Here is a 25,821-nt window from a genome sequence, read left to right as displayed (position 1 = left end):
ACGTCCTGCAGGGAACAATAGCGACAGCGGCACCGAACGTGCCATGGGAAACCGGTGTGATCTGGTTCTCAGTCTGCGCGACGGCGACGGCGACGCGTGCCGGCGTCGGTGGTCGTCGTGTCGGCCGAATCGCCGCCTGCCAGCCCGGCCATGATCTCGGCGACGGAACGGCCGTTGGAGTGCGCGCCGGACGCCTCCTCGGGGGATTCGGCGCGCCTGCGTCCGCGTCGTGGTGCATCCGCCGTCTCCTCGGCAGGCGTGTCGTCGACGCGGTCGGCTGCGAAGAACGCATCGGCCGAATCGCGCAGCGATCGGCGAGACTCCGGGTACGTGGCCTCTTCTTCGGCCGATTCGGACTCGGGGGCCTGCTGAGCCTGTGCCTCCTCGACAGGTTCGGCGTCCTCGACCGCTGCTGATTCGGCCGGTTCGGATTCGGCCGCGGGTCGACGCGTCTGCTCGAAGTTGTATGCGGTGAACGGCGAGGTGGGCGGGCTCACCCGACCGGCCGGCCTCGGTGCCCCGTAGGGGCGGGACTGCGCGGCCGGCGGCTCGGTGCGGTCGTTCTGCCCGGCGTCGGTGACGTCGTCGGAACCCTCCGGTGCAGAACCCTGCTCGGCAGACGCGTCCTGTGCGTACCGGGAATCGGCTTCAGCCGCGGTCGCGCGGGGCATTTCGTCCGGATCCTCGGGGTAGACCACCGACGTCTCGGCGGTGACCGGCTCGTCGTAGGGCGTACCCACGCCGTTGAAACCGGGGCCTGCGGGTCCGTTGCCGTTGCCGCCACCCCGTACGTACAACCCGGACGGTGCGGGCTGATAGCTGTCGTAGCCACGGCCACCGAGTTCCTGCATCCGCATCGCCTCGGCGCGCAGTGCGACCCGTTCGGTCGGTAGATTGCCCTCGAAGAGCACCTGCAGGTTCTGGCGCAGCGCGGCCAGTTCGTTACGCAGCGCAGCGACCTCGTCCGATTCCATCCGCGTCTCGTTGCGCACCCGGGCTTCGACGCTCATCTCGTACTCGCGTCGGGCCGAGATCTCGCGGGCGAGCTGCAGTTCGTAGACGGTCTGTAAGTCCTTGGCCTTGGTCTGATCCGCGGCCGCTTCCCTGCGGTACTTCGTCATCGCGAACGCACCGATCACCGCGGCCCACAGCGCCGAGAGCACCCCGACGCGCATCCACTGAACGCTTTCGCTGAACAACAACAGCACACTGGCGACGATGCCGAACACGACGAGCGCCGCGAGGAACAGCTGGCTCGCACTACGCCGCTTTCGGCGTCCCTTCTTGGCGCGAGTCTGATCTGTCATGTTCTCAAGGGTAACCGGCCTGTCGGTCGCATCTGGTCATCCCCGACCGATCACGTACACAACGAAGGTAACGATCGAGGGACGGATACGTTATCGGGAGCGCTCGTCGTCCCGATCTTCCGGGGTGCGGCAGCACTGCTCCAGCCACACCGCGGCGGCGACGACGGCCAAGCCCGCGACGAGGGCCACGATCGCTCCGGCTCGGTCCGCCGACGCCGCTCGCACCGTTGCCGCTCGCGGCAATACGTACACCAAGAAGCCGACGCACACCCCCACCAGAGCGGTTCCCACCAGCAACGACGCCTTCGCCAACACCAGCGCCCGGAAGACCGTCAACGGATGCAGGTCGTGCAGACCGGTACCCACTCGATGCTCGGCGATGCGATTGCGGACGATCACCGCGGTCACCACTTCCACCACCGCGACCAGATACAGCGACGCTCCGGCGTACACCGGGATCGGCGGAAACGAACCGTAGAAAACCCGCACCAGCAGCCACGTGCCCACTGCGGCGATCAGAAACAAACCCAAGACATCCCAGAGCTTGGTGGGATTGGTCACCACAGTCGATCACCGTCGTCGTCGAGACGGACGACTCCCACTCGCTCGTCGGCACTCAGTCGCTCGAGCAGCTCGGAGACCGGCACGTCCACCCCGCCGACCCGAAGTGTGGCGTCGGGCTCGACGTCCAGCCACGGCAGCAGCACGAACGCGCGCTCGTGCGCACGGGGATGGGGAAGAATCAGGCGCGGGTCCTCACTGATGACGTCGTCGCACACGATCACGTCGACGTCGAGGCTGCGGGGTCCCCAACGCTGCACTCGAACGCGGTCCGCTGCCTCCTCGAGTTGCTGCGCCAGACGCAACCAGTCCCACGGGCCGTAGACATCGTCCTCGGCCACCACGATCGCGTTGAGGAAGTCCTGTTGCTCGACGCCACCCCACGGAGCAGATCGATGCACGGCCGAGCACGCCACCACGCGCGAACCCAATTCCGTTGTGACAGAACGCAAGTGGCTCATCGAGTCGCCGATGTTGCTGCCGATCGACAGCACTGCACGGCTCACTTTCGCTCCCGATAGGCCACCACGGCAACGTCGCCGAACGTCAGGGGAATGGGAGCCGACGGCTTGTGCAGCACCACCTCCACCGCGTCGACTCGGGAGTCGTAACCGAGCACCACCTCGGCGATCTCGGCGGAGACCGTCTCGATCAGATCCCGGGACGGGCCCGCTACGACCGCCGCGGCATGTTCGGCCAGCTCGCCGTAGTGCAACGTCCGAGTCAGATCGTCGGTCTCGGCCGCGGGCGAGAGATCCATCCAGACGGTGATGTCGACGACGAAGTCCTGGCCGTCTCGCTTCTCGAAGTCGAAGACACCGTGATTGCCGCGGACGGTCAGCCCGCGCAATTCGATGCGGTCGCCGCGACGAGTCCCTGCAGCGGCACTGTTGATCTCGCTCATGCGCGACCACCCTGCCATGCCCGCACGACGGCCACCGCGTCGAGTGACGACCGGACGTCGTGCACCCGCACTCCCCACGCGCCGCCGGCGACGGCGAGAGCAGAGACGACGGCCGTCGCGATCTCCCGGCCGTCCGGTGGACGCGGTGAACCGTCGGGTTCGGCGAGGAGCGAGCCCAGAAAACGTTTGCGGGACGCACCCACCAGAACCGGGAAACCGGATTCCACCAGGGTGGGCAGTCCGCGCAGCAGCTGCCAGTTGTGCTCCGCGTTCTTGGCGAATCCGAGGCCCGGGTCCAGCACGATCCGCGACGCGTCGACCCCGGCGCTCACTGCGTGGTCGACCTGCTCGAGCAGTTCGCGGCGAACGTCGGCGACCACGTCGTCGTAGTGATCGGCCGGACCGGTGTGCCGGAACGTCGAGTCGGCGGCCCGCCAGTGCATCAGGATCCACGGCAGCCCGCCTTGCGCGACCACGCCGGCCATCGCGGGGTCGGCTCGACCGCCCGAGACGTCGTTGACGATCGACACCCCGGCCTCGATCGCCGCAGCGGCGACGTGTGCGCGCATCGTGTCGACGCTGGTGCTCACGCCTTCGGCGGCCAACGCCGAGATGACCGGTACGACGCGCTGCACCTCGACAGACGGGTCGACGCGGTCCGCCCCGGGGCGCGTGGATTCCCCGCCGACGTCGACGATGTCGACTCCCAGCCGATGCATCGCCAGACCGTGTTCGACGGCCGCGTCGATGTCGAGGTAGCGACCGCCGTCGGAGAACGAATCGGCCGTCACGTTGAGAACGCCCATGACGATGGGCGCAGCGGGATCGGAGCGCGCGAGAATCATCGTGATCGGACCGGAACCGTCATTTCCGGAGGATCAGGTCCAAGGCTTCCGAACGCGATGCCGCGCTGGACTGCAGCAGACCCCGGACCGCCGAGGTGGTGGTGCTGGCACCGGGCTTGCGGATACCGCGCATCGCCATGCACAGGTGCTCGGCCTCGATCACGACGATCGCACCGCGTGGGTCGAGCTTGCGCATCAACGCGTCGGCGATCTGGCTGGTCAACCGCTCCTGCACCTGGGGACGCTTGGCGTACATGTCCACCACGCGGGCCAGCTTCGACAGACCGGTCACCTTGCCGCTCTTGCCGGGGATGTATCCCACGTGGGCGACGCCGTGGAACGAGACCAGGTGGTGCTCGCACGTGGAGTACATGGGGATGTCGCGAACCAGAACCAGTTCTTGATGGCCTTCGTCGAAGGTCGTGTTCAGCGCGGTGTCCGGATCGGTGTAGAGGCCGGCGAAGATCTCGCGGTAGGACCGGGCGACACGAGCCGGGGTATCGAGCAGGCCCGGGCGGTCGGGATCCTCACCGACGGCGATGAGCAACTCGCGTACCGCGGCCTCCGCGCGGGGCTGGTCGAACACCGCGCCCGTGGCATAGGCCACCGTCTCCGCGATTCCCTGCTGCGGGGCGGCGGATTGCACGGCTGCTGGGACTTCTGCCGAGTCGCCTGTCGACTCGTCGGTCCTGTTGACTGACACGAGAACGTACCTCCGGTTGGGCTCCGCGAATGTGGCAGCTGGGCGGGCGTGCTGCTCGGTGTGAACGGCTCGCCGACGAACAACAGCACGGGTTCGAAACGACGCACTGGGTCGACCGTCACGGTCGACCCAGTCAGCCTAATGATCGGACTAGCGGTGTGAGCCGCCCGGTCCTTCCCACCGTTGGGTGCGTGGGCCGGCGTCGCCGTCGTCGTTTCCGTGACCGTCGCTGTGCTCACCCTGCTGAGACTCCTCCGACGAACCATGAGCGGGTCGATCGTCTCCGGGCAGCGGGTAGTTGTGCGAGCTTTCCGGAACCTCCCACGTGGGAGTCGACTCCGGCGCGCCCTCGGAATTCTCGCCGTAGGGAGGCTCGTGCCGGGACGTGCGACCGTGCTCCCCGGCGTCCGGCCGGAACGGATCCGGCTGGTACTGCGGCGGCTGATACGACTGCTGCGGCTGCTGCGGGTCGTACGACTTCTGCGGCTGGGGCGGCTGGTAGGACTGCGGCTGCTGATACGTCGGATGCTGACGGTAGCCCTGATCCGAGTCCTGTTCACGCGGAGGCTGGTACTGAGCCGGCGGCGTGGACGGGCCTTGGTAGCGCGGCACCTGTGGCTGATCGCGCGGCGGCCAGCCGGGTGCCGACCAGCCGGCGGGAGCGCCGTAATCGGGGCCCGAACCATTGGGACCCGATCGGGGCTCGGGCCGGCGATAGCCCTCGGAGTATCCGCCGCCCGTGGTCGGCCCGCCGTAGCTTCCGTTGGCAGGACCGCCGTTGGTAGCGCCGTTGTAGCCGCCGCCATTGTTGCTACCGCCGTTGTAGCCGCCGCCGTTGTTGCTACCGCCGTTGTAGTCGCCGGGGGCAGGCGCGCTTCGTCGACCGGCACCCGTGTTCGGTCCGAGCTCGCCGGTGCCGGGTGCGCCGTTGCTGGGTGCGCCGTTGGTGGGTGCGCCGTTGTAACCGTTGTTGCCGTTCTGCTGCCCACCCTTGGTCAACTGCGGCGACCCGGCGTAGCTGGGCTGCGGAAACTGTTGCGGTGGAAGCTGTTTCGGTGCAGGTGGCACCGGAGGCCACGGCTCGCCGCGCTCGGCTGCGAGCTCGCGAGGAGTCTTGACCGGCGGCTTGTCCGACGGCTTACGGTCACCGAAGTCGTTGAACAGCGTGATGCGCGGGCGCTTGGTGACACTGTGGAAGATCTTCTCGAGGTCCTTGCGGGTCAGCGTCTCACGTTCGAGCAGCTCGGAGGCAAGGGTGTCGAGCAGGTCGCGGTACTCGTTGAGGATGGCCCAGGCCTCGGTGTGCGCGGCTTCGATGAGCTTGCGCACCTCCTCGTCGATTTCGCGTGCGACCTCGTGCGAGAAGTCGGACTGCTGTCCCATCGAACGACCGAGGAACGGGTCGCCCTGTTCCTGTCCGTAGCGAACGGCACCGAGCTTGCTGCTCATGCCGTACTCGGTGACCATCGCGCGGGCGATCTTGGTGGCCTGGTCGATGTCCGAGGACGCTCCGGTGGTCGGCTCGTGGAACACGAGCTCTTCCGCGGCGCGTCCACCCATGGCCATCACCAGGCGTGCGATCATCTCCGACCGCGTCATCAGGCCCTTGTCGTCCTCGGGGACCGTCATCGCGTGGCCGCCGGTGCGACCGCGCGCGAGGATGGTCACCTTGTACACGGGCTCGATGTCGGGCATCGCCCATGCCGCGAGCGTGTGGCCACCCTCGTGGTACGCGGTGATCTTGCGCTCGTGCTCGCTGATGATGCGGCTCTTGCGGCGCGGACCACCGACGACGCGGTCGACGGATTCTTCGAGCGACGCCTCGGTGATGACGGTGCCGTTCTCACGAGCGGTGAGCAGTGCGGCTTCGTTGATGACGTTGGCCAGGTCTGCACCCGACATTCCGACGGTTCGCTTGGCCAGACCTTCGAGGTCGGCATCCTGCGCGACGGGCTTGCCGGCCGAGTGCACCTTCAGGATCGCTCGACGGCCGGCCAGGTCGGGGGCACCGACGGGGATCTGACGGTCGAAGCGGCCCGGACGCAGCAGGGCCGGGTCGAGGATGTCGGGCCGGTTGGTGGCGGCGATGAGGATGACGCCGGTGCGCTCACCGAAGCCGTCCATTTCGACGAGCAGCTGGTTGAGCGTCTGCTCGCGCTCGTCATGTCCGCCGCCCATGCCTGCGCCGCGCTGGCGGCCGACGGCGTCGATCTCATCGACGAAGATGATGCAGGGGCTGTTCTGCTTGGCCTGCTCGAACAGGTCGCGCACGCGGGATGCACCGACGCCGACGAACATCTCGACGAAGTCGGAGCCGGAGATGGTGAAGAACGGGACGCCCGCCTCGCCTGCGACGGCGCGCGCCAGCAGCGTCTTGCCGGTTCCGGGAGGGCCGTACAGCAGGACGCCGCGCGGAATCTTGGCACCGAGGGCCTGGTAGCGCGCCGGGTTCTGCAGGAAGTCCTTGATTTCGTAGAGCTCTTCGACGGCCTCGTCCGCGCCCGCAACATCGGCGAACGTGGTCTTCGGCATGTCCTTGGTCAGCTGCTTGGCCTTGGATTTGCCGAAGCCCATGACACCGCCGCGGCCGCCACCCTGCATACGGCTCATCACGAAGATGATCACGCCGAGGATCAACACCATCGGGAGGATGAGCAGCAGGAACGAGCTGAACCAGCTCTCCTGGGTGACGGTGGTGTTGTAGCTGTTCAAGCCCTGCGAGTCGACCTTGTCGAAGATCTGCTCGGACGCCGAGTCCGGATACTTCGCAATGATCTGCTTCTCGTTCTCCGTGGCGTCGGAGGCCTCTTTGAGGGTCAGCCGAATCTGCTGCTCACGGTCGTCGATCTGCGCGGACTCGACATTGCGGTCGTCGAGCTGGGCGATCGCCACCGAGGTATCGACCGACGTCCAGTTCCGCGTGTCGTTACCGAAGTAGCTGAAGGCATAGATCACCAACAGAATGCCGAAAACGATGGCGAGATTTCGTATTACTGTCTTCCGATTCATACAGCTTCAGCCGACTCGGCCGTGTCCTTTCAGTCCGCTCCCGCGCGCTGGCTGCTCCCTGCCCGCCGGATACTCCAGGCTACCGCGAGACTCGGACATCGGACTCGCTCTTACCTGGCGCTCTGCGTCCACGCGCCTGTCGGCGTCGACGCTTCTTCCCCTCCAACGACTGCACTCCCCCGGCAGTTCCCCGTGTATCGCCGCACACTATCCGGATCGATGGACCATTGCATACGTCTCGGCGCGGCAATGGTCCATTGACGGACGGTCCAGCGCAGCGACACGGGCGGAACCGAAAGAACTCGGATCAGCTGTACACCTTCGGGTCCAGCAGACCGATGTACGGCAGATCGCGGTATCGCTCGTTGTAATCGAGGCCGTAGCCGACGACGAACTCGTTGGGGATGTCGAAGCCCACGTTCGCGACCTCGACGTCGACCTTGATCGCGTCGGGCTTACGCAGCAACGTCACCACCGACAGCGAGGCGGGCGACCGGGTCGCCAGGTTGCGCTTGAGCCAGCTCAGTGTCAGACCCGAGTCGATGATGTCCTCGACGATCAGCACGTGGCGTCCGGTGATGTCGCGGTCGAGGTCCTTGAGAATCCGGACGACGCCGGAGGACGACGTCGACGAGCCGTAGGAGCTCACCGCCATGAACTCGAGCTGCGCCGGGATGGGCAGAGCCCGCGCGAAGTCGGTCATGAACATGATCGCGCCCTTGAGAACGCCGACCAGCAGCAAGTCGCCTTCGGGAGCACCCTCGGGATACCGCTTGGCAATTTCCTCTGCGAGTTCCGCGGTCCGTGTTTTGATCTGTTCCTCGGAAATGAGAACCGATTCGATGTCGCCCTCGTACACGGGGTTTCCCTTCATTCGTTCTCCAGGCCGACGCTCAGCCTGCCATGCCGACGCGAGCACACCAACCTCGCCTCCGGCGTTCCCCCAGGCAGCGCAACTCCGCCCTGCCCGGTCCAGCGCACGACGAGCGCATCGACAGCGCGGATCTGACGGTCCGACAACGACGTCACACCCCGGCCGAGGAGCCAGCGCCGCACCACTCGGCGGCGGATCGCAGGGTCGGACGATTCGATCACCGAGACGTCCAACTCGCGCGTGTTCGGATCGACGACGGACGCGGCGATGGCGTCGAGCACCCGGCCGTCGTCCTGCAGCTGCTCGGCCGTGCGGGCCAGAGCCGAAGCGACGCCCCCACCGAGCACGTCCTCGAGCAACGGCAACACCTCGTGGCGTAGTCGCACCCGGGTGAAGTCGGGATCGAAGTTGTGCGGATCCTCGAACGGTTCGAGTCCCAGCTCCGCGCACGCGGCCCGCGTCACAGCGCGTCGCACCCCGAGGAGCGGCCGACCCCACGGGTCGTCGAACGCTGCCATTCCGGCGATGGACCGCGGCCCCGAGCCGCGACCGAGGCCCAGCAGCACCGTCTCCGCCTGGTCGTCGAGAGTGTGCGCCACCAGCACCGAGGCATCACCGCGCGCGGCGTCCAATGCGTCGTATCGGGCTCGGCGAGCGGCGGCTTCCACCCCACCCGTACCCGCCACGGTCACCGTCAGCACCCGCGCATCGGCGACGCCCAGCAACAGGGCACGCTCGGCGGCGACGGCAGCCACCTCGGCCGATCCCGCCTGAAGCCCATGATCGACGATCAGCGCCGTCACGTTCGAAGCCTCGGCTGCGGTCGCCGCAGTGAGCGCCAGTGAATCCGCACCACCGGACAGCGCCACCGCTACCGGGCCGGGATGCGCCGCCAACCAACCCCGCACCGCTCGCCGAACCTCCAGCAACGCCGGAGACTCGGGCAGCATGGGTCGTTCCGCAGGCTCAGCCAAGGACTCGCGCGACCCACGCATCCGGGTCCTCGATCTCCGACAGCAACGGCAGAGTGTCCGGCCCGGTCCACACCGTGTTGAAGCGTTCCATTCCCACCGAGCCGACGACGTGATCCACGAATGCCTTGCCGCGTACGTATTGCGCCATCTTCGCGTCCATCCCGAGCAGTGTGCGCACGACGCGTTGCACGGGGTTGACCTTGCGTTGGCGTCGCCGATCGAACGCGCGGCGGATCTGCACCACCGACGGCACGACGGCCGGTCCGACGGCGTCCATGACGTGGTCGGCGTGACCTTCGAGCAGTGTTCCGAGAACGAGGAGACGGTCGATCGCCTGCCGCTGCGGCTCGGGTTGGGTCGCGCGCAGCAGACCGATGATGCCGGCGTCCTCGGCGGATCCGGAGGGATTCTTCCTGGCCTTCAGAGCGCCGCTCAGCCGAGTGAGAACATCGGACATCGGCTCGTCGGTGCCGTCGGAGAGCAATCCGACGTTGTCCCGCATGTACTGCCCGAGCCACGGCGCGGAGGAGAACTGCACTCGGTGGGTCACCTCGTGCAGGCATACCCAGAGTCGAAAATCACTGGGTGAGACGCGAAGTGCACGTTCGACGGCGATCACGTTGGGTGCGACCAGCAGCAGGGTGCCGCTCTCACCGGTGAACGGATCGTACTGTCCCAGAATGGCACTGGACAGGAACGCGAGCATGGCGCCGGCCTGCAACCCGGCGGGCTTGCCACCGAGCAGTCCGGTCGGGGGTGTCTCGTTCTCGTCCCCGGTGAGATGCTTCATCGACGCAGCCGCCGCTGCGATCCATCCTGCTCGATCGACCACCTGGGCGTCGGGCACCGGCAGACCGTCGGCCAGGCCTGTCGTCTCCCGCACCGGACCCTCGGCCCGAATCGATGCTGCGGCAAGCTCTTCCACGGCTGCGGCGGCGGTGTATCGCGAGGTGGCCGGCCCCGGGCGGGCCAATCTCGCTCCGGCCTTCGCGGCCACCGCCCAGTCGACTGCGCCGGCGAACCCGGACGTGGCGTCGTTGTCGTCGGCGGTTGCTGTTTCGGTGCTCATCGGCAACCACACATTCTCAGGGTCGATGCGACGGCATCGAGGGCGGGTCGACTGACATCGGGTGGCCGGTCGTTGGACATCAGGGCGAACGTCAGGATCCGACCGTCTACGTCGACGACGTATCCGGCCAAAGCGCTTGCAGCGGAGAGGGTTCCGGTCTTCGCGCGAACCCAGCCGGCACCGGTGCGATCACCCGAGGCGTACCGATCGGACAGCGTTCCGGTGGCACCGGCGACCGGTAGGTAGTCGAGCATGGGCCGCAGTGCCGGTTGACCGCTCCCGGCTGCCGACGTCAGCACCTGATCGAGCAGGCGCGCGGGAATCCTGCCGTCGACCGACAGTCCGCTCGCGTCCTGCAACGCCAGACCCGCCATGTCGAAGCCGGCCGAGAACAGGGTCTGGCCGATGGACGCCACCGCCCCGGAAAAGCTTGCCGCCGTGTTCATCTCGAGCGAGAGTTCTCGGCCCACCGCTTCGGCCAGCACGTTGTCGGACCGATAGATCATCTGCTGCAGCCGATCCCGCAACGGGGCCGACTGCACCGATGCGATCTGATCGGCACCCTCCGCCGCCTTGCCCGTCGTCACCGCAGCGGGGTCGACGCCGAGTCCCGCGGCGAGGGCGCGGCCGGCATCGAGGGCAGGCGTGGTGCTGCGCGGCGATTCGTCGACGAGGGGGTTCGAGCGGCCGCCGTCGAGCATGATCGGTTCGATCGGGGTGATCGATCCGGCGGCGATGTCGGCCGGGAACCAGCCCTGGGCCATCGTGTCGCCGGAGTAGATGGACGTGTCGACGCTGATGCTGCGCACTGCGGTTCCGCTGCGACGGATCTGCTCCACCAGGTCGTCGATACGCGCCGCTCCCGGATAGAACCCGGTCGTACCCACCGGCAGGGCGGTGAGCGTGGGGTCGCCGCCGGCGATCAGCACGATGTTGCCCTCACCGCTGCCCTGGACCACCCGGGTCGCGACGCGGTGGTCGGACGGAAGCGCGAGCATCGCGGCCGCTGCCGTGAGCACCTTGGTCGTCGATGCGGGAGTCATGGGCGTGTCGGGATTCTGCGACCACAGGATCTGGCCGGTCTGCGCGTCGGCCACGGTTCCGGTGAAGGTGCCGAGCGCGGCGTCGTCCACCACGGGTGCCAACGCGCCCGCGAGACCGGCTGCGCTCGGCACCGGGGCGGAGTCGGGGAACGCGGTGATCGACGGGTTCGGCAGCACCGTCTCGGGTGGGGGTGCGATCGCGGCGTCGGCACTCTCGGAGACCCTGGGTAGCACCAGAGCGGCGGTCGTGACGGCAAGGACCACGACGAACACCGCGCACAGCGTGAGGATCAACCGCTTCTTCCTGCGTCTGCGCCCCGCCATGGGACCGAGGAATCGCCGTGTCAGCCCCGCCACCGTTCCTCCGTCATTGCCGTGGTCGTACCCATGATCATCGAGTCAACAGTATCCTCGGGTCCGGTAGCCTTGCGCCGCCACCATAGAGACATTCGCAAACCACTCGAGCCCGCTCGGGCTCGAACCAAGACAGTGAGGACTGCACGTGTCGTTCGACGTCACCATCGAGATCCCCAAGGGGCAGCGCAACAAGTACGAGGTCGACCACGTCACCGGACGTGTTCGCCTCGACCGCTACCTCTACACCGCGATGGCGTATCCGGCCGACTACGGCTTCATCGAGAACACCCTGGGCGAGGACGGCGATCCGCTCGACGCGCTGGTGCTGCTGCCCGAGTCGGTGTACCCCGGTGTCATCGTCGAGGCCCGCCCGGTGGCCATGTTCAAGATGGTCGACGAAGCAGGCGGCGACGACAAGGTGCTGTGTGTGCCGGCCGGCGACACCCGCTGGGATCACATCCAGGATCTGAGCGACGTCTCGACTTTCGAGCTCGACGCGATCAAGCATTTCTTCGTCCATTACAAGGATCTCGAACCCAACAAGCACGTCACCGGTGCAGACTGGGTGGGTCGCGCAGAAGCCGAGGCCGAAATCGCTGCGTCCTTCAAGCGTTTGACGGACAATCCGGGTCACTGATCCTTTCGGCATCACAACACCTCGTTTCGGCCGTGAGCCGACGAACCACAGTTTGGGGAGACGTATGACCGACAGCACTTCCAACGGCACCGCCGGTGATCGGCGCAATCTGGAGTCGCGGCCGATATCGGACCCGACCCAGTTCCCCGATCTGCCGGTGACCGTCGTTCTCGACCGGATCCCGGTACCGATTCTGGCTGTCGATCCCACCGGTGCCATCGTGTTCGCGAACGAGGCCTTCGACGATCTGTTCGGACTCGACCGGACAGAACGAGAGGACTTCCACCTGCACGACATCTTCCCGGATCGAGCTCCGGAGGGCGTGAACGTCGCGGAGATGTTCCTGACCACCGTCGCCACCCGTGCGGACTCCCTGTGGCGGATGACCGACAAGACCGGCGACATCGTTCAGGTGCGGGCCAGCAAGTCGATTCTCAGGCGCACCGAGGACACCATCGTGCTCGTCGCGTTGGAGGATTTCACCGACCAGCTGTGGAACGACCCGAAGAGCGCTCTGCGCTGACGGTTCGAATCGTTCTCCCCAGAACGTTTCCCGGGAACGACCAACGGTGTACACCGGCATGTCAGGTGCCGGTGTACACCGTTGCTTTGTTTCCACCCGCGTGTTTCGACTCGTACATCGCTGCGTCGGCGTCGAGCAGTCCGTTGTGCATCAACTCGGCCGACTCGTAGGACGAATCGGCCGACCGCCACCGGCCGGCATCGAGTATCGCGACCCCGATGCTGACCGTCACCGGCACGTCGTCGCCTGGATCGTGCACCGCCTCGCGAATGTCGTCGGCCAGGTGTTTCGCGGAGTCGGCGTCGACCGGAACGGCAATCGTGAACTCTTCACCTCCGGTCCGCGCCACGCACGGACGTCTACCGGTGACAGCGCTCAGCCGCCGCGCTGTCCGACGAAGAACCCGGTCACCCATCGCGTGGCCGAAGGTGTCGTTGACCCGCTTGAACTGGTCCAGATCGACCACCATCAACGCCACGGATTCAGTGTCGGCCAATCTGCCCAGCATCCGCTCGAGCCGCAGTTCCAGACCGCGCCGATTGAGCAGGCCCGTCAAGGAGTCGGTGTTGGCGAGGTCGAGCTGGCGTTGGATGACGGCGCGAAAGGCGAGCACCGAGTTGACCACAAGCACCGTGACGAGAGCGCGCGCGACGATCGAGGCCGGGTCGTCCGGGCGTTCGAGGACGGCCAGAACCGCGAGCAGCAGAATGACGGCGTTGACGAACGCCGTATGAAATTTCAGTACGTTGCGGCGGGAGAAGTACGCGATGTAGGTGCCGATCACCGAGAACAGGGCAGCCCCGTACAGAGCCAGGTCCCGGTCCGCAAAGGTCAGCAGTAGCCCCGACACCCCCACGTCCGCATAGATCACGAACCATCCGGGCATGTGCGAGGCGTCCACCGACCGTAACCACCACCACGCTCCCACCGGCAGGGTGGAGAGCAGCACGATCGTGCAGATCAGCACGGCCGTCGTGCCCACCGGACCGTCGTCCGACAGCATGATGATCGCGCCGATCACGCCGAACGACGGGACGAGCACTGCGATACCCCTGGCCACGCGACGCTCGAGCCGGATCGAGCCCGATCGGGGTCCGATCTCGGACGACGGGGAGGGTAGGTCGTGATCGGTTGGCATCGCGTCCCCTCCGTCCGTTTCGAGCAGTCCGAGCATCCGCGTACGACGGCGTCGCGCCCCGGCCGTCGAGGCAGGGCTCGAGCGTACGAAACGACTCGACCGTCGGCACCGAGTTCTCGGAGTCCGAGGCTCAGACGTTACCCGGGCGTTGAGTGGGCAGGTCCGGTCTGATGGTCTCGTAATCGGTCAAGAATCGGTCCAGCAGACCGACCAGCGTCGCCCGATCCTCCTCGGCCCATCCTTCGATGACTCGTCCGAGGTTCTCGGTGCGGCGTTGCTGGATGGCGGCTGCAGCTTCCTCACCGGACGGGGTGACGGCCAGAACGAATGCCCGCCCGTCACGTTCGTCGGGTACCCGAGCGACGTGTCCTCGCTCGACCAGCTGGCCTACCTGCCTGCTGACCGTGGACGGGTCCGAGTTGACCATCGCGGCGAGCTCGCTGGACCGCATCGGTCCGTCGCGCAGCAGGCGGAACAGGCATACGTAGGCGGCACCGTCGACGCCGCCCGAGGACGAGATCTGCGCGATGTTGCGCTCCCGAATCCGCTGCAGCCGAACCAGCTGTGTACCCAGCTCTTCGGCGAATTCGACCACGTCAGCTACCGGTGAATTGGGCCGGACGCTTCTCGAATACCGAGGTGATGGCCTCGGTGAGATCGTGCGAGGCGAGGAAAGCCGCGTTCCAGGCCGCGACGAATCTCAGCGAGTCGTCGACGCTCGCCGACCGGGAATGGTCGAGGACGGTCTTGATGCCCTGCACCACCAGGGGCGGGTTCGCAGCAATGGCCGCGGCGCACTCGCGGGCGGCCGCGAGGACGGCATCGTGGTCCTCGAACACGTCGTTGACCAGGCCGATCTTCTCGGCGCGCGCCGCGTCGATGTCCTTGCCGGTCAACGCGAGCTCACGCAGGTGGCCGTCGCCGATGATTGCGGGGAGTCGAGCGAGAGATCCCATGTCGGCGACGATCGCGACACGCACCTCGCGGACGCTGAATTTCGCGTCGGCGCTGGCATATCGCACGTCGGCGGCGGTGATGAGGTCGACGCCGCCACCGATGCACCAACCCTGCACTGCGGCGACGACGGGCTTGCGGCAGTCCGCCACGGCGTTGACGGCCTTCTGCATCGTCTTGATGGTGTCGTGGAACGTGGTCCTGGGTCCGGCGAGTGCTTGGTCGGCCATCAGCGGTCCGAACGTTCCGGCCATGGCCGGCAGGTCGAGACCGTAGGTGAAGTTCCTTCCGGAGCCCGCGAGAACCACGGCCCGTACCTCTGGATCGGCATCGAGTCGGTCGAACAGTTCTGGGCATTCGCTCCAGAAATCAGGGCCCATGGCGTTGCCCTTGTTCGGCCCGAGAAGTGTCACGTGCGCGATGTGGTCTGCGATCTCCACAGAGAATGCGGTCCAGTTCCGTTCGGTCATGCCTGCGAGCCTAGCGGCAGACGCAGCAGTACCCACAGGGCGTGTTACGCCGAGTAACGTCTGCGCTAAGAGCCTGCTCAGCTATGGCAATGGCCGACTCCGGTCCCCCATCATTCATGCATGTTGATGCATCAGGGGTTGGGTCTCGAGGCATTCAACGATCTGCCGCGTCGCAAGGCGGTACACGCGCTCTACGAGTGTTGTTGTTCGGTTGCCTGGGCCTCACGCCTCGCGGACGGCCGCCCGTACCGGTCGCGGGACGAGTTGTTCACTGCGGCGGCCGCCGAGCTGAACGAGTTGTCCGACAACGTCATCGACGCCTTGGCCGCGACGCTGCCCGAGCCGAACAAGATGTGCACGGCCATGGACGCAGAATCACGTAGCGCCCTGGGCACCGCGGCGCGCGCGTACGAATCGAAATTCGGCTGGCGGTACGTCTCGAACCTGATGATGACTCCCGACGGTTTCGAACCCAGGGACGTGCTGATGGAGCTCGGCCACCGACTCGACAACGACGAACCGACCGAACGGCTGGTCATGCGCAGAGAGTTGATCGCGATCGATCACCGCCGCCTCGGCCGACTGTTGGGTCCTGAAGGCGGCTGGCCGCCGTACTGATATCGCGAGGTCAGCCGAAGAGGCCGACGACTCGGCCGATCAAGCCACCGGCGATCACGATTGCCAACAATGCCACCAGAACGATGACGACGATCGGCATCACTCGGCTGCGCTGCGGCGGTTCGTGGTTGGGCCCACCGACTGCTGTCTCGGCTGGAGGAGTATCGCCCGGCGTCACGCTACCGCCCGCTTCGAGGCCGGCAGTCTCATCGGGTTCTGGATTCTGAGCAGTCATGAACCCGGAGTACCCGGTAGCGCAGCCCTCAATCGAGCTGTGCTCTGGCTATCGCTCCGGCGAACAGTTCCGACACGGCATCGGCAATGACGGACCGGTCGATCTCCTCCGGATCCACCGAATGTTCCACGGCCAATCCGGAGATCAACGCAGCCAAGGACATCGCGAGGCGTCGAGCATCGAACGCCTCACCCACACCCCACTGCACCGCTCGATCGGCGATGAGTCGTTCGAGCTCGGAGCGGAGGGCACGACGGTCGGTGCGGTAACGCTCGGCAACCACCGGGTCACGGCCCGCAAGAATCCCGAATTCGACGGTCAGTAGTGGCCACCGCGGCTCGGCGACCACCCAGGACGCGATTTCGCCGCCGCCGGCTCCCGCAGCCGCCTGCGGGTCCAGGTCGGACACGTGAGCGAGTACTCGGGCGGCGAGATCGAGTGAGCGCTGTGCCAGCAGTTCGGCGAACAGCCCTTGCTTGGAATCGAAGTTGGAATACACGGCCCCCTTCGTGAACCCGGCCCGATCGGCAATGTCGGTGAGCTTGGCCGCCGCGTATCCGCGCTCGGTGAACTCGTCGGCCGCTGCGGCGAGCAGTCGTTCTCGCACATCGGTGCGCTGCGGCCTGCGCTGTGGCTGTGTCGATCGCCACTCTTCTTGCTGCTCGGCATTCACGATACCTAGAGTATTGAATACCTCGGGTATCGACAAGGTCTTCGAGTCTCGACATGTTCAGGAGCACTTTTCATGCGCAAGATGTCACTACTCGCCGCCGCAGTGCTGGTGCTGCAACTCGGCTTCATCCTCAGCTACGTGTCTGCGTTCCATCAGCCGACTCCCCACGCGATTCCGATCGCCGTGGTGACCGAGGCCGGGCTTCCCGCCGGCCTGGACCAGCAGACCGCCGACCGCCTCGACGCCATCGACGGTGCGCCGCTCGACGCGCGTACGGCAGTGGACACCGCCGAGGTTCGCACTCTGCTCCGCGATCGGGACATCCTCGGTGCCTACGTCGTCGGCTCGAGCGGCACCGACACACTGATCACCGCGAGCGCTGCCGGCAGCTCGGTGGCGACCGCCCTCGAATCGATCTTCACCGAGGTCGATGCCGCTCAGGGACGCCAATTCGTGGTGCGTGACGAGATCCCGGTCGGCGTGCATGACAACCGTGGATTGTCCGGCTTCTACCTGTCGGTGGGCTGGGTCGTCGGCGGCTACCTCCTCGCGGCCGCCTTCGGTCTGCTCATCGGGGCACCCACGACCCGACGCGAAACCTGTTTCCACGTCGGCATTCTCGCCGCGTACTCGATTGCCTCGGGCGCACTGGGAGCACTGCTGACCACCCACGTACTCGGAACCTTTGCCGGACACTGGTTTCCGCTCACCGTGTTGGGCACCGGGGTCGTCTTCGCCACCGGACTGTTCACGATGGGCCTGCGAGCCCTGATCGGAGTGGCTGCGGTACCGGCGGCGATCGTGCTGTTCGTCATCCTCGGAAATCCCAGCGCTGGAGGCGCTTTCGGGGCCCACGTACTGCCGCATGTGTACGCGTCGATCGGCCGGTGGATCACCCCGGGCATCGGCACCGAAGGAGTGCGCAGCATCGTGTACTTCTCGGGTGCGGGGGTCGGGCAGCCGGCACTCGGACTGGGTCTCTACATCCTGATCGGCGTGCTGCTGATGGCTGCGGCAGCGGTTCTGCGCCGTCGTCGCAGCGCCGGTGAATCGATGCCGAGCCAGTAAAGTGGCATCCCATGACTGCCACATTCCCTCTGCCGATGCCCGATCTCGCTGTCCGCACACTCGGTGGCGCAGTGGTGTGGGCGAACGACGAGACGTTCGCCGAGAAGGAAAATCTGATCACACCGGGCAAAGCCGACTACTCGACCGCGACGTTCGGGCACAAGGGGCAGATCTACGACGGGTGGGAGACGCGGCGCCGACGCGAGGCCGGCTACGACGAGGCGATCGTGCGACTCGGAGCTGCCGGCATCGTGTCGGCCGTCATCGTCGATACGTCCTGGTTCACCGGCAACTATCCGCCGGAAGTTTCGATCGAGGCCGCCGAGGTGACCGGATTCCCGTCACCGACCGAGCTGTACGAGACGGAATGGACGACCATCGTCGCCCGTAGTGCCGTCGATGGCGACAGCGAGAACCGATTCGAGGTCGCGTCCGACGCCCGGTGGACGCACGTCAAGCTGTCCATCTACCCGGACGGCGGCGTCGCTCGGCTGCGAGTACTGGGCCGCGGCGTCCCGGACCCGAAGTTCCTCGCCGTCGGGCCCGTCGACCTGGCCGCGCTCGAGAACGGCGCATACGTGTCGGCCTGCTCCAACATGTTCTACAGCTCCCCCAACAATCTGCTGTTCCCCGGCCCGCCGCGCTCGATGGGCGAAGGCTGGGAGACCTCGCGTCGACGCAACGACGCCAACGACTGGGTGCAGGTGCAGCTCGCCGGCACGGGCCGAATCCGGCTGGCCGAGCTGGACACCAGTTGCTTCCTGGGCAACGCCCCCGGCGCGGCATCCCTGCAAGGGCGACTGGGCGACGGCGACTGGATCGAACTCTTGCCGCGAACGACACTGCAGCCCGACACTCGGCATCGCTTCGTTCTCGACCACGACACTCCGGTGTCGGAGGTGCGAATGGACATCTTCCCCGACGGGGGAATGGCGCGATTGAGACTGTTCGGTGATCTCGCGGGAGTGGAGCCTGCGGAATGACCCAAGGAGGCGGGAGTGGAGCCTGCGGAATGACCCAGTTGGGCAAGCTGTCTGCGTAAACGGTCGTGTGGCAATAGGGTTGGGGCATGTCCCGGCTACTTCATCCGAATGCAGCCCACGTTGCCGACACCCTGATTTCTCGTGGTCATCACGGGGTGGTGGTGAACAGTCCCGAGGGCACCCACACCGCCGCCGACGCCGCGGCTGCGTTGGGCGTCGATGTGGGTGCGATCGTGAAGTCGATGGTGTTTCTGCTCGACGACGAGCCGGTGTTGCTCCTGGTGTCCGGGGCTCACAATGTTCATCTCGAGCACACCGGTGAGCGTCTCGGCGGCACGCTCGCCCGGGCCGATCTGCGTACCGCCAAGCACGCCACCGGCCAGCCGATCGGGGGAATCGCTCCGGTGGGCCATCCGACGAATTTGGATACGTTCGTCGATCAGGACCTTGCGGCCCACCCCGAACTGTGGGCCGCGGCCGGGCACATCGACACGATCTTCCGCTCGTCGTACACCGAGTTGCTGCGCATCACCGCAGGTCTGGCGATCGACGTCACCTGAGCTCGAACGACCTAGGAAGCAAGGGTCGGGGCAATTCGGGGTGCGCCGAGGATCGCGTCGACGACGTCGGTGTCGAGGCGGGTGCCGCGCGATTCGAGGAGCGGCAACACTCCCGCGGCCAGGAACGTCGACTGCCTCTCGATCTCGCCGTGTACCTGCAGCGTCACGCCGTCGGCGACGTCGGCCGCGGTGACGTCGGAGATCAAACTCGCCAGTCCCGACGGGGTACCGACGTAGCGGATGGACGACGGGCTTGCCGGCGCGTCGAGTGCGGCGAATTCCCGACGGGCCGTCCTGGCGTCGGCAGCGATGTAGATCTCGAGATCGAGGAAGACCGCGAGATTGTCGGCCGATTCACCGCGGTCGACGGCTTCTGCGTGCAACCGGGCGCGTTGTTGCTGAGCTTCCCGCAGGTCCGAGGCAACGATTCTGATGGTGTTCACCTCGGGCCCGGCGGTCAGCTCGGTCCAGACGTCATCGGATTCGATGGCTATGCGGGTGTGATTGTGCGACATGAGTGGTGGTCCTGATTCGTCGGTCGGGATGCGCATGCGGTCGGAGCGGAGCCGAACTCGAACACGACCCGGACGCAGTGCGGCACAGATCGACATACCTGTTGCACCAGTGGCGATTGCCACGCGACACGACACTCACGGTCATGACGCCATGCTAACTGCCTGTGGGGCTGCACGGGGATCCAACCCCGGCGGCCCCGTCGGCCAGGGCGGGGAACGGCCGAGGGTCCGGAACGGGGTTCCACCACCCGGCTTCTTCGGCGTAAGCCCATGTCGGCCCGGACTCGACGAACGCTGCCAAGGCGTCGACGAGTCGGTCCACGTCGGCCGAGGAACTGCCGAGACCGATACTGGCCCGCACGGCACCGTCGGAATGACCGAGCCGGCGCAGCAGCGGGTGGGCGCAGAACTTTCCGTCGCGCACTCCGATGCCGTGTTCGGCCGACAGGTACGCCGCCACTTCACCGGGGTCGTGGCCGGCGACGGTGAAGGTGACGATGCCGACGACGTCGGGCGCGTCGGCCCACACCTGCAGCAGTTCGACACCCTTCAGTGCAGCCAACCCGTCCCGCAATCGGGTGGACAATTCCCGCTCGTGCGTCGTCGCGGCATCCTCGTCGAACGACGCGATGGCCTCGCACGCCGCCGCCAGCGCGGCGACTCCGAGCACGTTGGGCGTTCCCGCCTCATGACGCTGCGGTGCGGGAGCCCAGTCGGTGTGCTCGATCGTCACACTGCGCACGGCACCGCCGCCGGCCAGGTGGGGCTCGCCCGCGTCGAGCCAATCACGGCTTCCCACAAGCACACCCGCGCCGAACGGGGCGTAGAGCTTGTGACCGGAGAACGCCAGATAGTCCACACCGAGTGCGGCGATGTCCACTCGACGGTGCGGAACGAGCTGTGCGCCGTCGACGACGATCCTGGCACCGTGACGATGCGCGAGATCGGCCAGTTGCTCGATGGGAAGCACTTCGCCGGTGACGTTCGATGCACCCGTGATGGCCAGTAGCGCAGCGGGTTTCGCAGCCAGTTCGGCGTCGAGCCGGGCGAGCGTTTCGGCCAGCGTCGATACCGCGACCACCACTCGGCGATTGCGCCACGGAAGGAGGTTGGCGTGGTGTTCGATATCGAGCACCACGGTATCCCCTGGCACGCACGCGGCCAGCAGATTGAGCGAATCGGTGGTGTTGCGCGTGAATACGACCACTGAATTCGTCTGTGCACCAACGAATCCAGCCACGGTCTCACGCGCCTTCTCGTACGCCGCGGTGCACACCCGGGACGCGTAGCCGGCCCCGCGGTGCACGCTCGAGTAGAACGGCAGCAACTCCGCGATCCGATCGGTCACTGCGGACAGCGCAGGCGCGCTGGCCGCGTAATCGAAATTGGCGTAGGTGCACGTGCCGCCGTGAACCAACGGAACCTGCAACTCCGTGCCGGAAACAGGGGCAAAAGGAGTGCAGGGACGGGAAAGTACAGACGTCATGACAGATCAAGCCCTCACGTTCGAGGGACCCGCAACGGAAGATATTCGTGAACGAGTCCGCGCTTGCCGCACCGATTTTTCGGTGTCAGCCTGGTCGTCACCCGGAGCACCCCACCGCGAAGGAGGGTTGCCGACCAGCAAGCCGGGGCTCGATGCTGGTACTCGTGACCGTGGTCAAGACACTGGCAAACCCGCCACGGTTTTGTCAAGCCGGGGATCGCTCCGACACAGCAGTAGGATTTCCGCGGTGGGAAGGCGCGCTCGTTCACCTGCTGGCAAACAGAACGTGAGATAACCAACGGCGCTGCTTTCCCCAGCACCACAAGAGTCATGTGCCAACGAACGAGAAGGACACCCGGTTGCCTGTGCACCAAGAGAACGATCTGCCGGGTTCGAGCACGGATATCGCACCTGCTCCGGCCGCGTTTCTCCGCTCGCCCCTTGCCCCGCCGGCCCGCACACTGATCGACGTACTGCAGGAGACCGCCGATCGCTTCCCGGATGCACCCGCGATCGACGACGGGACGGTGTCGGTCAGCTACGCCGAACTGCTGGACGACATCGCCGAGGGTGCCCAGTGGCTCGCCGACGCCGGTGTCCGGCGCGGCGACCGCGTCGGCATCAGGATGCCGTCGGGGTCCTTCTCGCTCTATGTCGCGATTCTGTCGATCCTCGACGTCGGGGCTGCGTACGTACCCGTCGACGCCGACGATCCGGAAGAGCGCGCCGAATTGGTCTTCGGTGAGGCGCAGGTGACGGCCATCGTCACTGCGGGCGGAATCGCTGCCGGCACCGCGCCGAAACAGAATGCGCCCGAACTGGGTGCCAGTACTCCGGTGCCCGAGCTGCCCACACCCGAGGACGACGCGTGGGTGATCTTCACCTCGGGTTCGACCGGAACCCCCAAAGGTGTTGCAGTCAGCCACCGTAACGCCGCGGCGTTCGTCGACGCCGAGGCCCGGATGTTCCTGCAGAAGGATCCGCTGGGACCAGGCGACCGAGTGCTCGCCGGCCTGTCGGTCGCGTTCGACGCCTCCTGCGAGGAGATGTGGCTGGCGTGGCGGCACGGCGCCTGCCTGGTGCCCGCCCCGCGCTCCCTGGTGCGATCCGGCTTCGACCTCGGTCCGTGGCTCGTCTCCCGAGACATCAGCGTCGTCTCGACGGTGCCTACGCTGGCGTCACTGTGGCCCGCCGTGGCACTGGAAGCGGTGCGGCTGTTGATCTTCGGCGGCGAAGCATGCCCACCCGAGCTGGCCGAGCGGCTGGCCGTCGAAGGCCGGGAAGTCTGGAACACCTACGGCCCCACCGAGGCGACGGTTGTCGCGTGCGCGTCCATCATGGACGGTAAAGGTCCGGTCCGCATCGGATTACCGCTGGACGGTTGGGATCTGGCGGTCGTCGACGCCTCGGGCACTCCGGTGGCGGTCGGCGAAGTGGGCGAGCTCGTCATCGGCGGCGTCGGCCTCGCCCGGTATCTCGATCCGGCCAAGGACGCCGAGAAGTATGCGCCCATGCCCTCTCTCGGGTGGAACCGGGCGTATCGCAGCGGCGATCTGGTGAAGCTCGAGCTCGAAGGGCTGCTGTTCCAGGGCCGCGCCGACGACCAGGTCAAGCTCGGCGGCCGACGCATCGAGCTGGGCGAGATAGACAATGCGCTGCAAGCACTTCCGGGCGTCGGCGGCGCGGCCGCGGCAGTCCGCAAGACCGCTGCGGGCAACTCGGTTCTGGTGGGATATCTCGCCAGTACCAATCCCGACTTCGACCTGGAGGCCGCGCGCGCCTTGTTGGCCGAGCAGTTGCCGTCGGCGCTCGTACCGCGGCTCGCGCTGGTCGACGAGATGCCCACACGTACCTCGGGCAAGGTCGACCGCAATGCGCTCCCGTGGCCGCTGCCCGGCATGGCGGGCGCGTCGGCGCTCGGTGGTACCGCGGGGTGGGTGGCCGAGTTGTGGACCAACATCCTCGGCGCTCAGGTCAACGACGAGAACGCCGACTTCTTCGCCAACGGCGGCGGTTCACTGTCGGCCGCTCAGCTGGTGACGGCACTGCGCGAGCGGTTCCCCGAGATCACCGTCGCGCAGCTCTACGACCACCCGCGGTTGGGTTCTCTGGCACAGTATCTGGACGACCTGAAGCCTGTCGTGGAGGCAATCCCCCGCGATGTGGCACCGACGTCCCGCACCGCGCAGTGGGCACAGATTCTGGCGACCGTGCCGTTGACGACCCTGACCGGGTTGCAGTGGGTCACCTGGCTCGGCCTGCTGTTCAACGTCATGGCCTGGTTCGACGACGTGCCGTGGGCTCCGACGCTGTCGTGGTGGTGGATTCTTCTCGCGTTCGTCCTGTTCATCACCCCGGTCGGGCGCATGGCCATCTCGGTGATCGGCTCGCGGATACTGCTGGCGGGGTTGAAACCCGGCGCATATCGACGCGGCGGCAGCATGCACATAAGACTATGGGCGGCAACGAGATTGACCGATGCCAGTGGCGCGTCCAACCTGTCGGGCGCACCGTGGATGGTCTATTACGCGCGCGCTCTCGGCTCGAAGATCGGTAAGGGCGTCGACCTGCACACCCTGCCGCCCGTGACCGGCATGCTCGAACTCGGCGACGGCTGCTCCATCGAACCCGAGGTCGACCTGTCCGGTCATTGGATCGACGGCGACCTCGTCTACATCGGCGGCATCGAGATCGGTGCGGGTGCCACTGTCGGTGCCCGCTCCACGCTGCTGCCCGGCACCAAGGTCGGCAAGAACGCGGTTGTGACGGCCGGCTCCGCCGTCGTCGGACGAGTCAAGGCCGGCCAGATGTGGTCCGGCTCGCCCGCGCAGAAAGTGGGCAAGGCCGATCATCCGTGGCCGGCGGAGACCCCGCCGCGCGCCACCAAGTGGGTGTTCGCCTACGGCGTCGCGTCGCTGTTCCTCTCCGGCATGGCCCTGTTCTCCATCGGCGTCAGCCTGGTGCTGATGGGCTGGTGGATTCACACCGCGGACTCCGTGCTGGGGGCCTTCGAGCGCGGCTTGGTGATGCTGCCCGTCGCCACTCTGGTGTCGCTGGCGGTGTTCGCGCTGATCACCGTCGTCGCGGTCCGGTTGCTCGGCATCGGTCTCGTCGGCGGCTACCACCCCGTGCGCAGCCGCATCGGCTGGCAGGTGTGGGCCACCGAACGCCTGATGGATTCGGCGCGCACCTTCCTGTTCCCGCTCTACGCGTCGCTGCTGACACCGCATTGGCTCCGGTTGCTGGGCGCGAAGATCGGCAAGGACGTCGAGGCGTCGACAGTGCTGATGATTCCCAAGTTCACCACCGTGGCCGACGGCGCGTTCCTCGCCGACGACACCATGGTCGCGAGCTACGAACTAGGCGGCGGCTGGATGCACCTGGGCGACGCCAAGGTGGGCAAGCGGGCGTTCCTCGGAAACTCCGGCATGACGGGACCGGGGCGGACCGTCCCGAAGAACGGTCTCGTTGCGGTGCTGTCGGCAACTCCGGACAAGGCGAAGTCGGGCTCGTCGTGGCTCGGTAGTCCACCGGTACGGTTGCGCCGCGCGGCAGGCAGTGCCGACTCGTCGCGGACGTTCGACCCGCCTCGCAAGTTGAAGATCGCCCGTTCACTCGTCGAGACGTGCCGGCTGATTCCCGTCGTCGTGACGTTCGGCATCGGCCTCGGTGTGCTGTTCGGACTGACCGCGATTGCCGACTCGATCGGCTACTGGCTCGCTGCCGCGCTCAGCGGTGTCGTGTTGCTCGTCGCCGGCTTCGTGGCTGCAGCGGTGTCGGCGGCCGCGAAGTGGCTGTGGGTCGGCCGGATCGGCAAGACCGATCATCCGCTGTGGAGTTCGTTCGTCTGGCGCAACGAGGTGGCCGACACGTTCGTCGAGACCGTCGCCGCACCGTGGTTCGCGCGCGCTGCCGAGGGCACCGCGGTGCTCAACATGTGGCTGCGGTGGCTCGGGGCGGACATCGGTCGAGGTGTGTGGTGCGAGACGTACTGGCTCCCCGAGGCAGACCTCGTGACGTTGGCCGACGGTGCGACGGTGAACCGAGGGTGCGTTGTGCAGACGCACCTGTTCCATGATCGGATCATGTCCATGGACACCGTCGATCTCGGCAGAGGCGCAACCCTGGGACCGCACTGTGTCGCTTTGCCTGCATCGGGTATAGGTGATGGTGCGACGGTGGGGCCTGCCTCTCTGGTGATGCGCGGCGATACGGTTCCCGCGCATACTCGTTGGCAGGGCAATCCGATCGCGCCGTGGGCCAAGGGTGATCCCTTTCCGCGGATTCGCGACGACCGAAACGAGGGGTGATCTTC

Annotated in this window: 25 protein-coding genes and 1 riboswitch; of the genes, 7 read left to right on the top strand and 18 right to left on the bottom strand. The window is 66.7% G+C overall.

Annotated elements, in window-relative coordinates; genetic code table 11:
- Positions 1-68: 68 nt before the first annotated feature.
- The 11 genes from ASH04_RS02000 to dacB form a co-directional block, all read right to left on the bottom strand.
- Positions 69-1,307, bottom strand: a complete 1,239-nt coding sequence (locus ASH04_RS02000) for a DUF6779 domain-containing protein (protein WP_200937262.1) — start codon at positions 1,305-1,307, stop codon at positions 69-71.
- 90 nt (positions 1,308-1,397) lie between these two features.
- Positions 1,398-1,868 carry a DUF3180 domain-containing protein gene (locus ASH04_RS01995; protein ID WP_156394446.1) on the bottom strand — a complete coding sequence of 157 codons (471 nt, stop codon included), beginning with the start codon at positions 1,866-1,868 and terminating at the stop codon, positions 1,398-1,400.
- Entirely contained in the window at positions 1,865-2,374 is a 510-nt protein-coding gene (gene folK, locus ASH04_RS01990) for a 2-amino-4-hydroxy-6-hydroxymethyldihydropteridine diphosphokinase (RefSeq protein WP_057472624.1), read from the bottom strand. Before folK ends, ASH04_RS01995 begins: the two co-directional genes overlap by 4 nt.
- Positions 2,371-2,772 carry a dihydroneopterin aldolase gene (gene folB, locus ASH04_RS01985; RefSeq protein ID WP_045841635.1) on the bottom strand — a complete coding sequence of 134 codons (402 nt, stop codon included), beginning with the start codon at positions 2,770-2,772 and terminating at the stop codon, positions 2,371-2,373. The genes folK and folB overlap by 4 nt, the downstream gene beginning before the upstream one ends.
- Positions 2,769-3,617, bottom strand: coding sequence for a dihydropteroate synthase (gene folP / locus ASH04_RS01980; protein WP_200937261.1), 849 nt, complete (start codon positions 3,615-3,617; stop codon positions 2,769-2,771). The genes folB and folP overlap by 4 nt, the downstream gene beginning before the upstream one ends.
- 19 nt (positions 3,618-3,636) lie before the next feature.
- Positions 3,637-4,263, bottom strand: a complete 627-nt coding sequence (gene folE, locus ASH04_RS01975; RefSeq protein ID WP_082519163.1) for a GTP cyclohydrolase I FolE — start codon at positions 4,261-4,263, stop codon at positions 3,637-3,639.
- A 207-nt stretch (positions 4,264-4,470) separates the two neighbouring features.
- Positions 4,471-7,329, bottom strand: coding sequence for an ATP-dependent zinc metalloprotease FtsH (gene ftsH, locus ASH04_RS01970; RefSeq protein WP_057472623.1), 2,859 nt, complete (start codon positions 7,327-7,329; stop codon positions 4,471-4,473).
- 307 nt (positions 7,330-7,636) lie between these two features.
- Complete coding sequence (hpt, locus tag ASH04_RS01965; RefSeq protein ID WP_027494374.1) at positions 7,637-8,188, bottom strand: hypoxanthine phosphoribosyltransferase; 552 nt, start codon at positions 8,186-8,188, stop codon at positions 7,637-7,639.
- Between the two features lie 11 nt (positions 8,189-8,199).
- Positions 8,200-9,153: a tRNA lysidine(34) synthetase TilS gene (tilS, locus tag ASH04_RS01960; RefSeq protein ID WP_057472622.1), complete on the bottom strand. Its 954-nt coding sequence runs from the start codon at positions 9,151-9,153 to the stop codon at positions 8,200-8,202.
- Positions 9,154-9,169: 16 nt separating this feature from the next.
- A complete protein-coding gene (locus ASH04_RS01955) occupies positions 9,170-10,246 on the bottom strand; it encodes a zinc-dependent metalloprotease (protein ID WP_057472621.1) in 1,077 nt (358 codons plus the stop codon).
- Positions 10,243-11,613, bottom strand: a complete 1,371-nt coding sequence (gene dacB / locus ASH04_RS01950) for a D-alanyl-D-alanine carboxypeptidase/D-alanyl-D-alanine endopeptidase (RefSeq protein ID WP_052053284.1) — start codon at positions 11,611-11,613, stop codon at positions 10,243-10,245. The genes ASH04_RS01955 and dacB overlap by 4 nt, the downstream gene beginning before the upstream one ends.
- 178 nt (positions 11,614-11,791) lie before the next feature.
- Here dacB and ASH04_RS01945 point away from each other — a divergent pair, with 178 nt between their 5' ends.
- Both ASH04_RS01945 and ASH04_RS01940 read left to right on the top strand, forming a co-directional pair.
- Entirely contained in the window at positions 11,792-12,283 is a 492-nt protein-coding gene (locus ASH04_RS01945) for an inorganic diphosphatase (protein WP_027494378.1), read from the top strand.
- A gap of 64 nt (positions 12,284-12,347) precedes the next feature.
- Positions 12,348-12,806 carry a PAS domain-containing protein gene (locus tag ASH04_RS01940; RefSeq protein ID WP_027494379.1) on the top strand — a complete coding sequence of 153 codons (459 nt, stop codon included), beginning with the start codon at positions 12,348-12,350 and terminating at the stop codon, positions 12,804-12,806.
- A gap of 61 nt (positions 12,807-12,867) precedes the next feature.
- Here the strand turns inward: ASH04_RS01940 and ASH04_RS01935 are convergent, their stop codons facing one another.
- The 3 genes from ASH04_RS01935 to ASH04_RS01925 form a co-directional block, all read right to left on the bottom strand.
- On the bottom strand, positions 12,868-13,944 hold the full coding sequence (locus ASH04_RS01935) for a GGDEF domain-containing protein (RefSeq protein ID WP_032369418.1): 1,077 nt from the start codon (positions 13,942-13,944) through the stop codon (positions 12,868-12,870).
- Positions 13,945-14,074: 130 nt separating this feature from the next.
- Positions 14,075-14,539, bottom strand: a complete 465-nt coding sequence (locus ASH04_RS01930) for a MarR family winged helix-turn-helix transcriptional regulator (RefSeq protein ID WP_032391341.1) — start codon at positions 14,537-14,539, stop codon at positions 14,075-14,077.
- Between the two features lies 1 nt (position 14,540).
- Positions 14,541-15,368 carry a crotonase/enoyl-CoA hydratase family protein gene (locus ASH04_RS01925; RefSeq protein ID WP_027494382.1) on the bottom strand — a complete coding sequence of 276 codons (828 nt, stop codon included), beginning with the start codon at positions 15,366-15,368 and terminating at the stop codon, positions 14,541-14,543.
- 120 nt (positions 15,369-15,488) lie between these two features.
- Here ASH04_RS01925 and ASH04_RS01920 point away from each other — a divergent pair, with 120 nt between their 5' ends.
- The gene (locus ASH04_RS01920; protein WP_057472620.1) at positions 15,489-15,986 is read left to right on the top strand and encodes a 2-oxo-4-hydroxy-4-carboxy-5-ureidoimidazoline decarboxylase; all 498 of its coding nucleotides are present in this window, start codon (positions 15,489-15,491) and stop codon (positions 15,984-15,986) included.
- Between the two features lie 10 nt (positions 15,987-15,996).
- On the opposite strand, the gene ASH04_RS01915 is transcribed toward ASH04_RS01920, so the two are convergent.
- Together ASH04_RS01915 and ASH04_RS01910 are read right to left on the bottom strand one after the other, a co-directional pair.
- Positions 15,997-16,221 carry a DUF6480 family protein gene (locus ASH04_RS01915; protein ID WP_027494384.1) on the bottom strand — a complete coding sequence of 75 codons (225 nt, stop codon included), beginning with the start codon at positions 16,219-16,221 and terminating at the stop codon, positions 15,997-15,999.
- Positions 16,222-16,249: 28 nt separating this feature from the next.
- Complete coding sequence (locus ASH04_RS01910; RefSeq protein ID WP_179273890.1) at positions 16,250-16,894, bottom strand: TetR/AcrR family transcriptional regulator; 645 nt, start codon at positions 16,892-16,894, stop codon at positions 16,250-16,252.
- Positions 16,895-16,966: 72 nt separating this feature from the next.
- Between ASH04_RS01910 and ASH04_RS01905 the strand changes: the two genes are divergently transcribed.
- The 3 genes from ASH04_RS01905 (at position 16,967) to ASH04_RS01895 (ending at position 19,505) form a co-directional block, all read left to right on the top strand.
- Positions 16,967-17,962 (top strand): hypothetical protein, encoded by a 996-nt coding sequence (locus ASH04_RS01905; protein ID WP_057472619.1) that lies wholly within the window; start codon positions 16,967-16,969, stop codon positions 17,960-17,962.
- Between the two features lie 11 nt (positions 17,963-17,973).
- Complete coding sequence (gene alc / locus ASH04_RS01900) at positions 17,974-18,945, top strand: allantoicase (RefSeq protein WP_057472618.1); 972 nt, start codon at positions 17,974-17,976, stop codon at positions 18,943-18,945.
- A gap of 86 nt (positions 18,946-19,031) precedes the next feature.
- Entirely contained in the window at positions 19,032-19,505 is a 474-nt protein-coding gene (locus ASH04_RS01895) for a YbaK/EbsC family protein (RefSeq protein WP_032364486.1), read from the top strand.
- An 11-nt stretch (positions 19,506-19,516) separates the two neighbouring features.
- Here the strand turns inward: ASH04_RS01895 and ASH04_RS01890 are convergent, their stop codons facing one another.
- Both ASH04_RS01890 and ASH04_RS01885 read right to left on the bottom strand, forming a co-directional pair.
- Positions 19,517-20,020 (bottom strand): hypothetical protein, encoded by a 504-nt coding sequence (locus ASH04_RS01890; protein WP_057472906.1) that lies wholly within the window; start codon positions 20,018-20,020, stop codon positions 19,517-19,519.
- A 154-nt stretch (positions 20,021-20,174) separates the two neighbouring features.
- On the bottom strand, positions 20,175-21,506 hold the full coding sequence (locus ASH04_RS01885; protein WP_057472617.1) for an aminotransferase class V-fold PLP-dependent enzyme: 1,332 nt from the start codon (positions 21,504-21,506) through the stop codon (positions 20,175-20,177).
- Positions 21,507-21,560: 54 nt separating this feature from the next.
- A riboswitch (SAM riboswitch) is annotated at positions 21,561-21,676 on the bottom strand.
- A 195-nt stretch (positions 21,677-21,871) separates the two neighbouring features.
- Here ASH04_RS01885 and ASH04_RS01880 point away from each other — a divergent pair.
- Positions 21,872-25,816, top strand: coding sequence for a Pls/PosA family non-ribosomal peptide synthetase (locus tag ASH04_RS01880; RefSeq protein WP_235579933.1), 3,945 nt, complete (start codon positions 21,872-21,874; stop codon positions 25,814-25,816).
- Positions 25,817-25,821 lie beyond the last annotated feature (5 nt).

Source organism: Rhodococcus sp. Leaf233 (assembly GCF_001426165.1).
GTDB lineage: Bacteria > Actinomycetota > Actinomycetes > Mycobacteriales > Mycobacteriaceae > Rhodococcoides > Rhodococcoides fascians.
This window is presented reverse-complemented; position numbering and strand designations above follow the sequence as displayed.

Bases quoted from the DNA above. Each gene is read 5' to 3' on its own strand.
- ASH04_RS02000 (WP_200937262.1), bottom strand. From the start codon at position 1,307: ATGACAGATCAGACTCGCGCCAAGAAGGGACGCCGAAAGCGGCGTAGT.
- folB (WP_045841635.1), bottom strand. From the start codon at position 2,772: ATGAGCGAGATCAACAGTGCCGCTGCAGGGACTCGTCGCGGCGACCGC.
- folP (WP_200937261.1), bottom strand. From the start codon at position 3,617: ATGATTCTCGCGCGCTCCGATCCCGCTGCGCCCATCGTCATGGGCGTT.
- ftsH (WP_057472623.1), bottom strand. From the start codon at position 7,329: ATGAATCGGAAGACAGTAATACGAAATCTCGCCATCGTTTTCGGCATT.
- tilS (WP_057472622.1), bottom strand. From the start codon at position 9,153: ATGCTGCCCGAGTCTCCGGCGTTGCTGGAGGTTCGGCGAGCGGTGCGG.
- ASH04_RS01955 (WP_057472621.1), bottom strand. From the start codon at position 10,246: ATGAGCACCGAAACAGCAACCGCCGACGACAACGACGCCACGTCCGGG.
- dacB (WP_052053284.1), bottom strand. From the start codon at position 11,613: ATGGCGGGGCGCAGACGCAGGAAGAAGCGGTTGATCCTCACGCTGTGC.
- ASH04_RS01940 (WP_027494379.1), top strand. From the start codon at position 12,348: ATGACCGACAGCACTTCCAACGGCACCGCCGGTGATCGGCGCAATCTG.
- ASH04_RS01935 (WP_032369418.1), bottom strand. From the start codon at position 13,944: ATGCCAACCGATCACGACCTACCCTCCCCGTCGTCCGAGATCGGACCC.
- ASH04_RS01925 (WP_027494382.1), bottom strand. From the start codon at position 15,368: ATGACCGAACGGAACTGGACCGCATTCTCTGTGGAGATCGCAGACCAC.
- ASH04_RS01920 (WP_057472620.1), top strand. From the start codon at position 15,489: ATGTTGATGCATCAGGGGTTGGGTCTCGAGGCATTCAACGATCTGCCG.
- ASH04_RS01915 (WP_027494384.1), bottom strand. From the start codon at position 16,221: ATGACTGCTCAGAATCCAGAACCCGATGAGACTGCCGGCCTCGAAGCG.
- ASH04_RS01905 (WP_057472619.1), top strand. From the start codon at position 16,967: ATGCGCAAGATGTCACTACTCGCCGCCGCAGTGCTGGTGCTGCAACTC.
- alc (WP_057472618.1), top strand. From the start codon at position 17,974: ATGACTGCCACATTCCCTCTGCCGATGCCCGATCTCGCTGTCCGCACA.
- ASH04_RS01895 (WP_032364486.1), top strand. From the start codon at position 19,032: ATGTCCCGGCTACTTCATCCGAATGCAGCCCACGTTGCCGACACCCTG.
- ASH04_RS01890 (WP_057472906.1), bottom strand. From the start codon at position 20,020: ATGTCGCACAATCACACCCGCATAGCCATCGAATCCGATGACGTCTGG.
- ASH04_RS01885 (WP_057472617.1), bottom strand. From the start codon at position 21,506: ATGACGTCTGTACTTTCCCGTCCCTGCACTCCTTTTGCCCCTGTTTCC.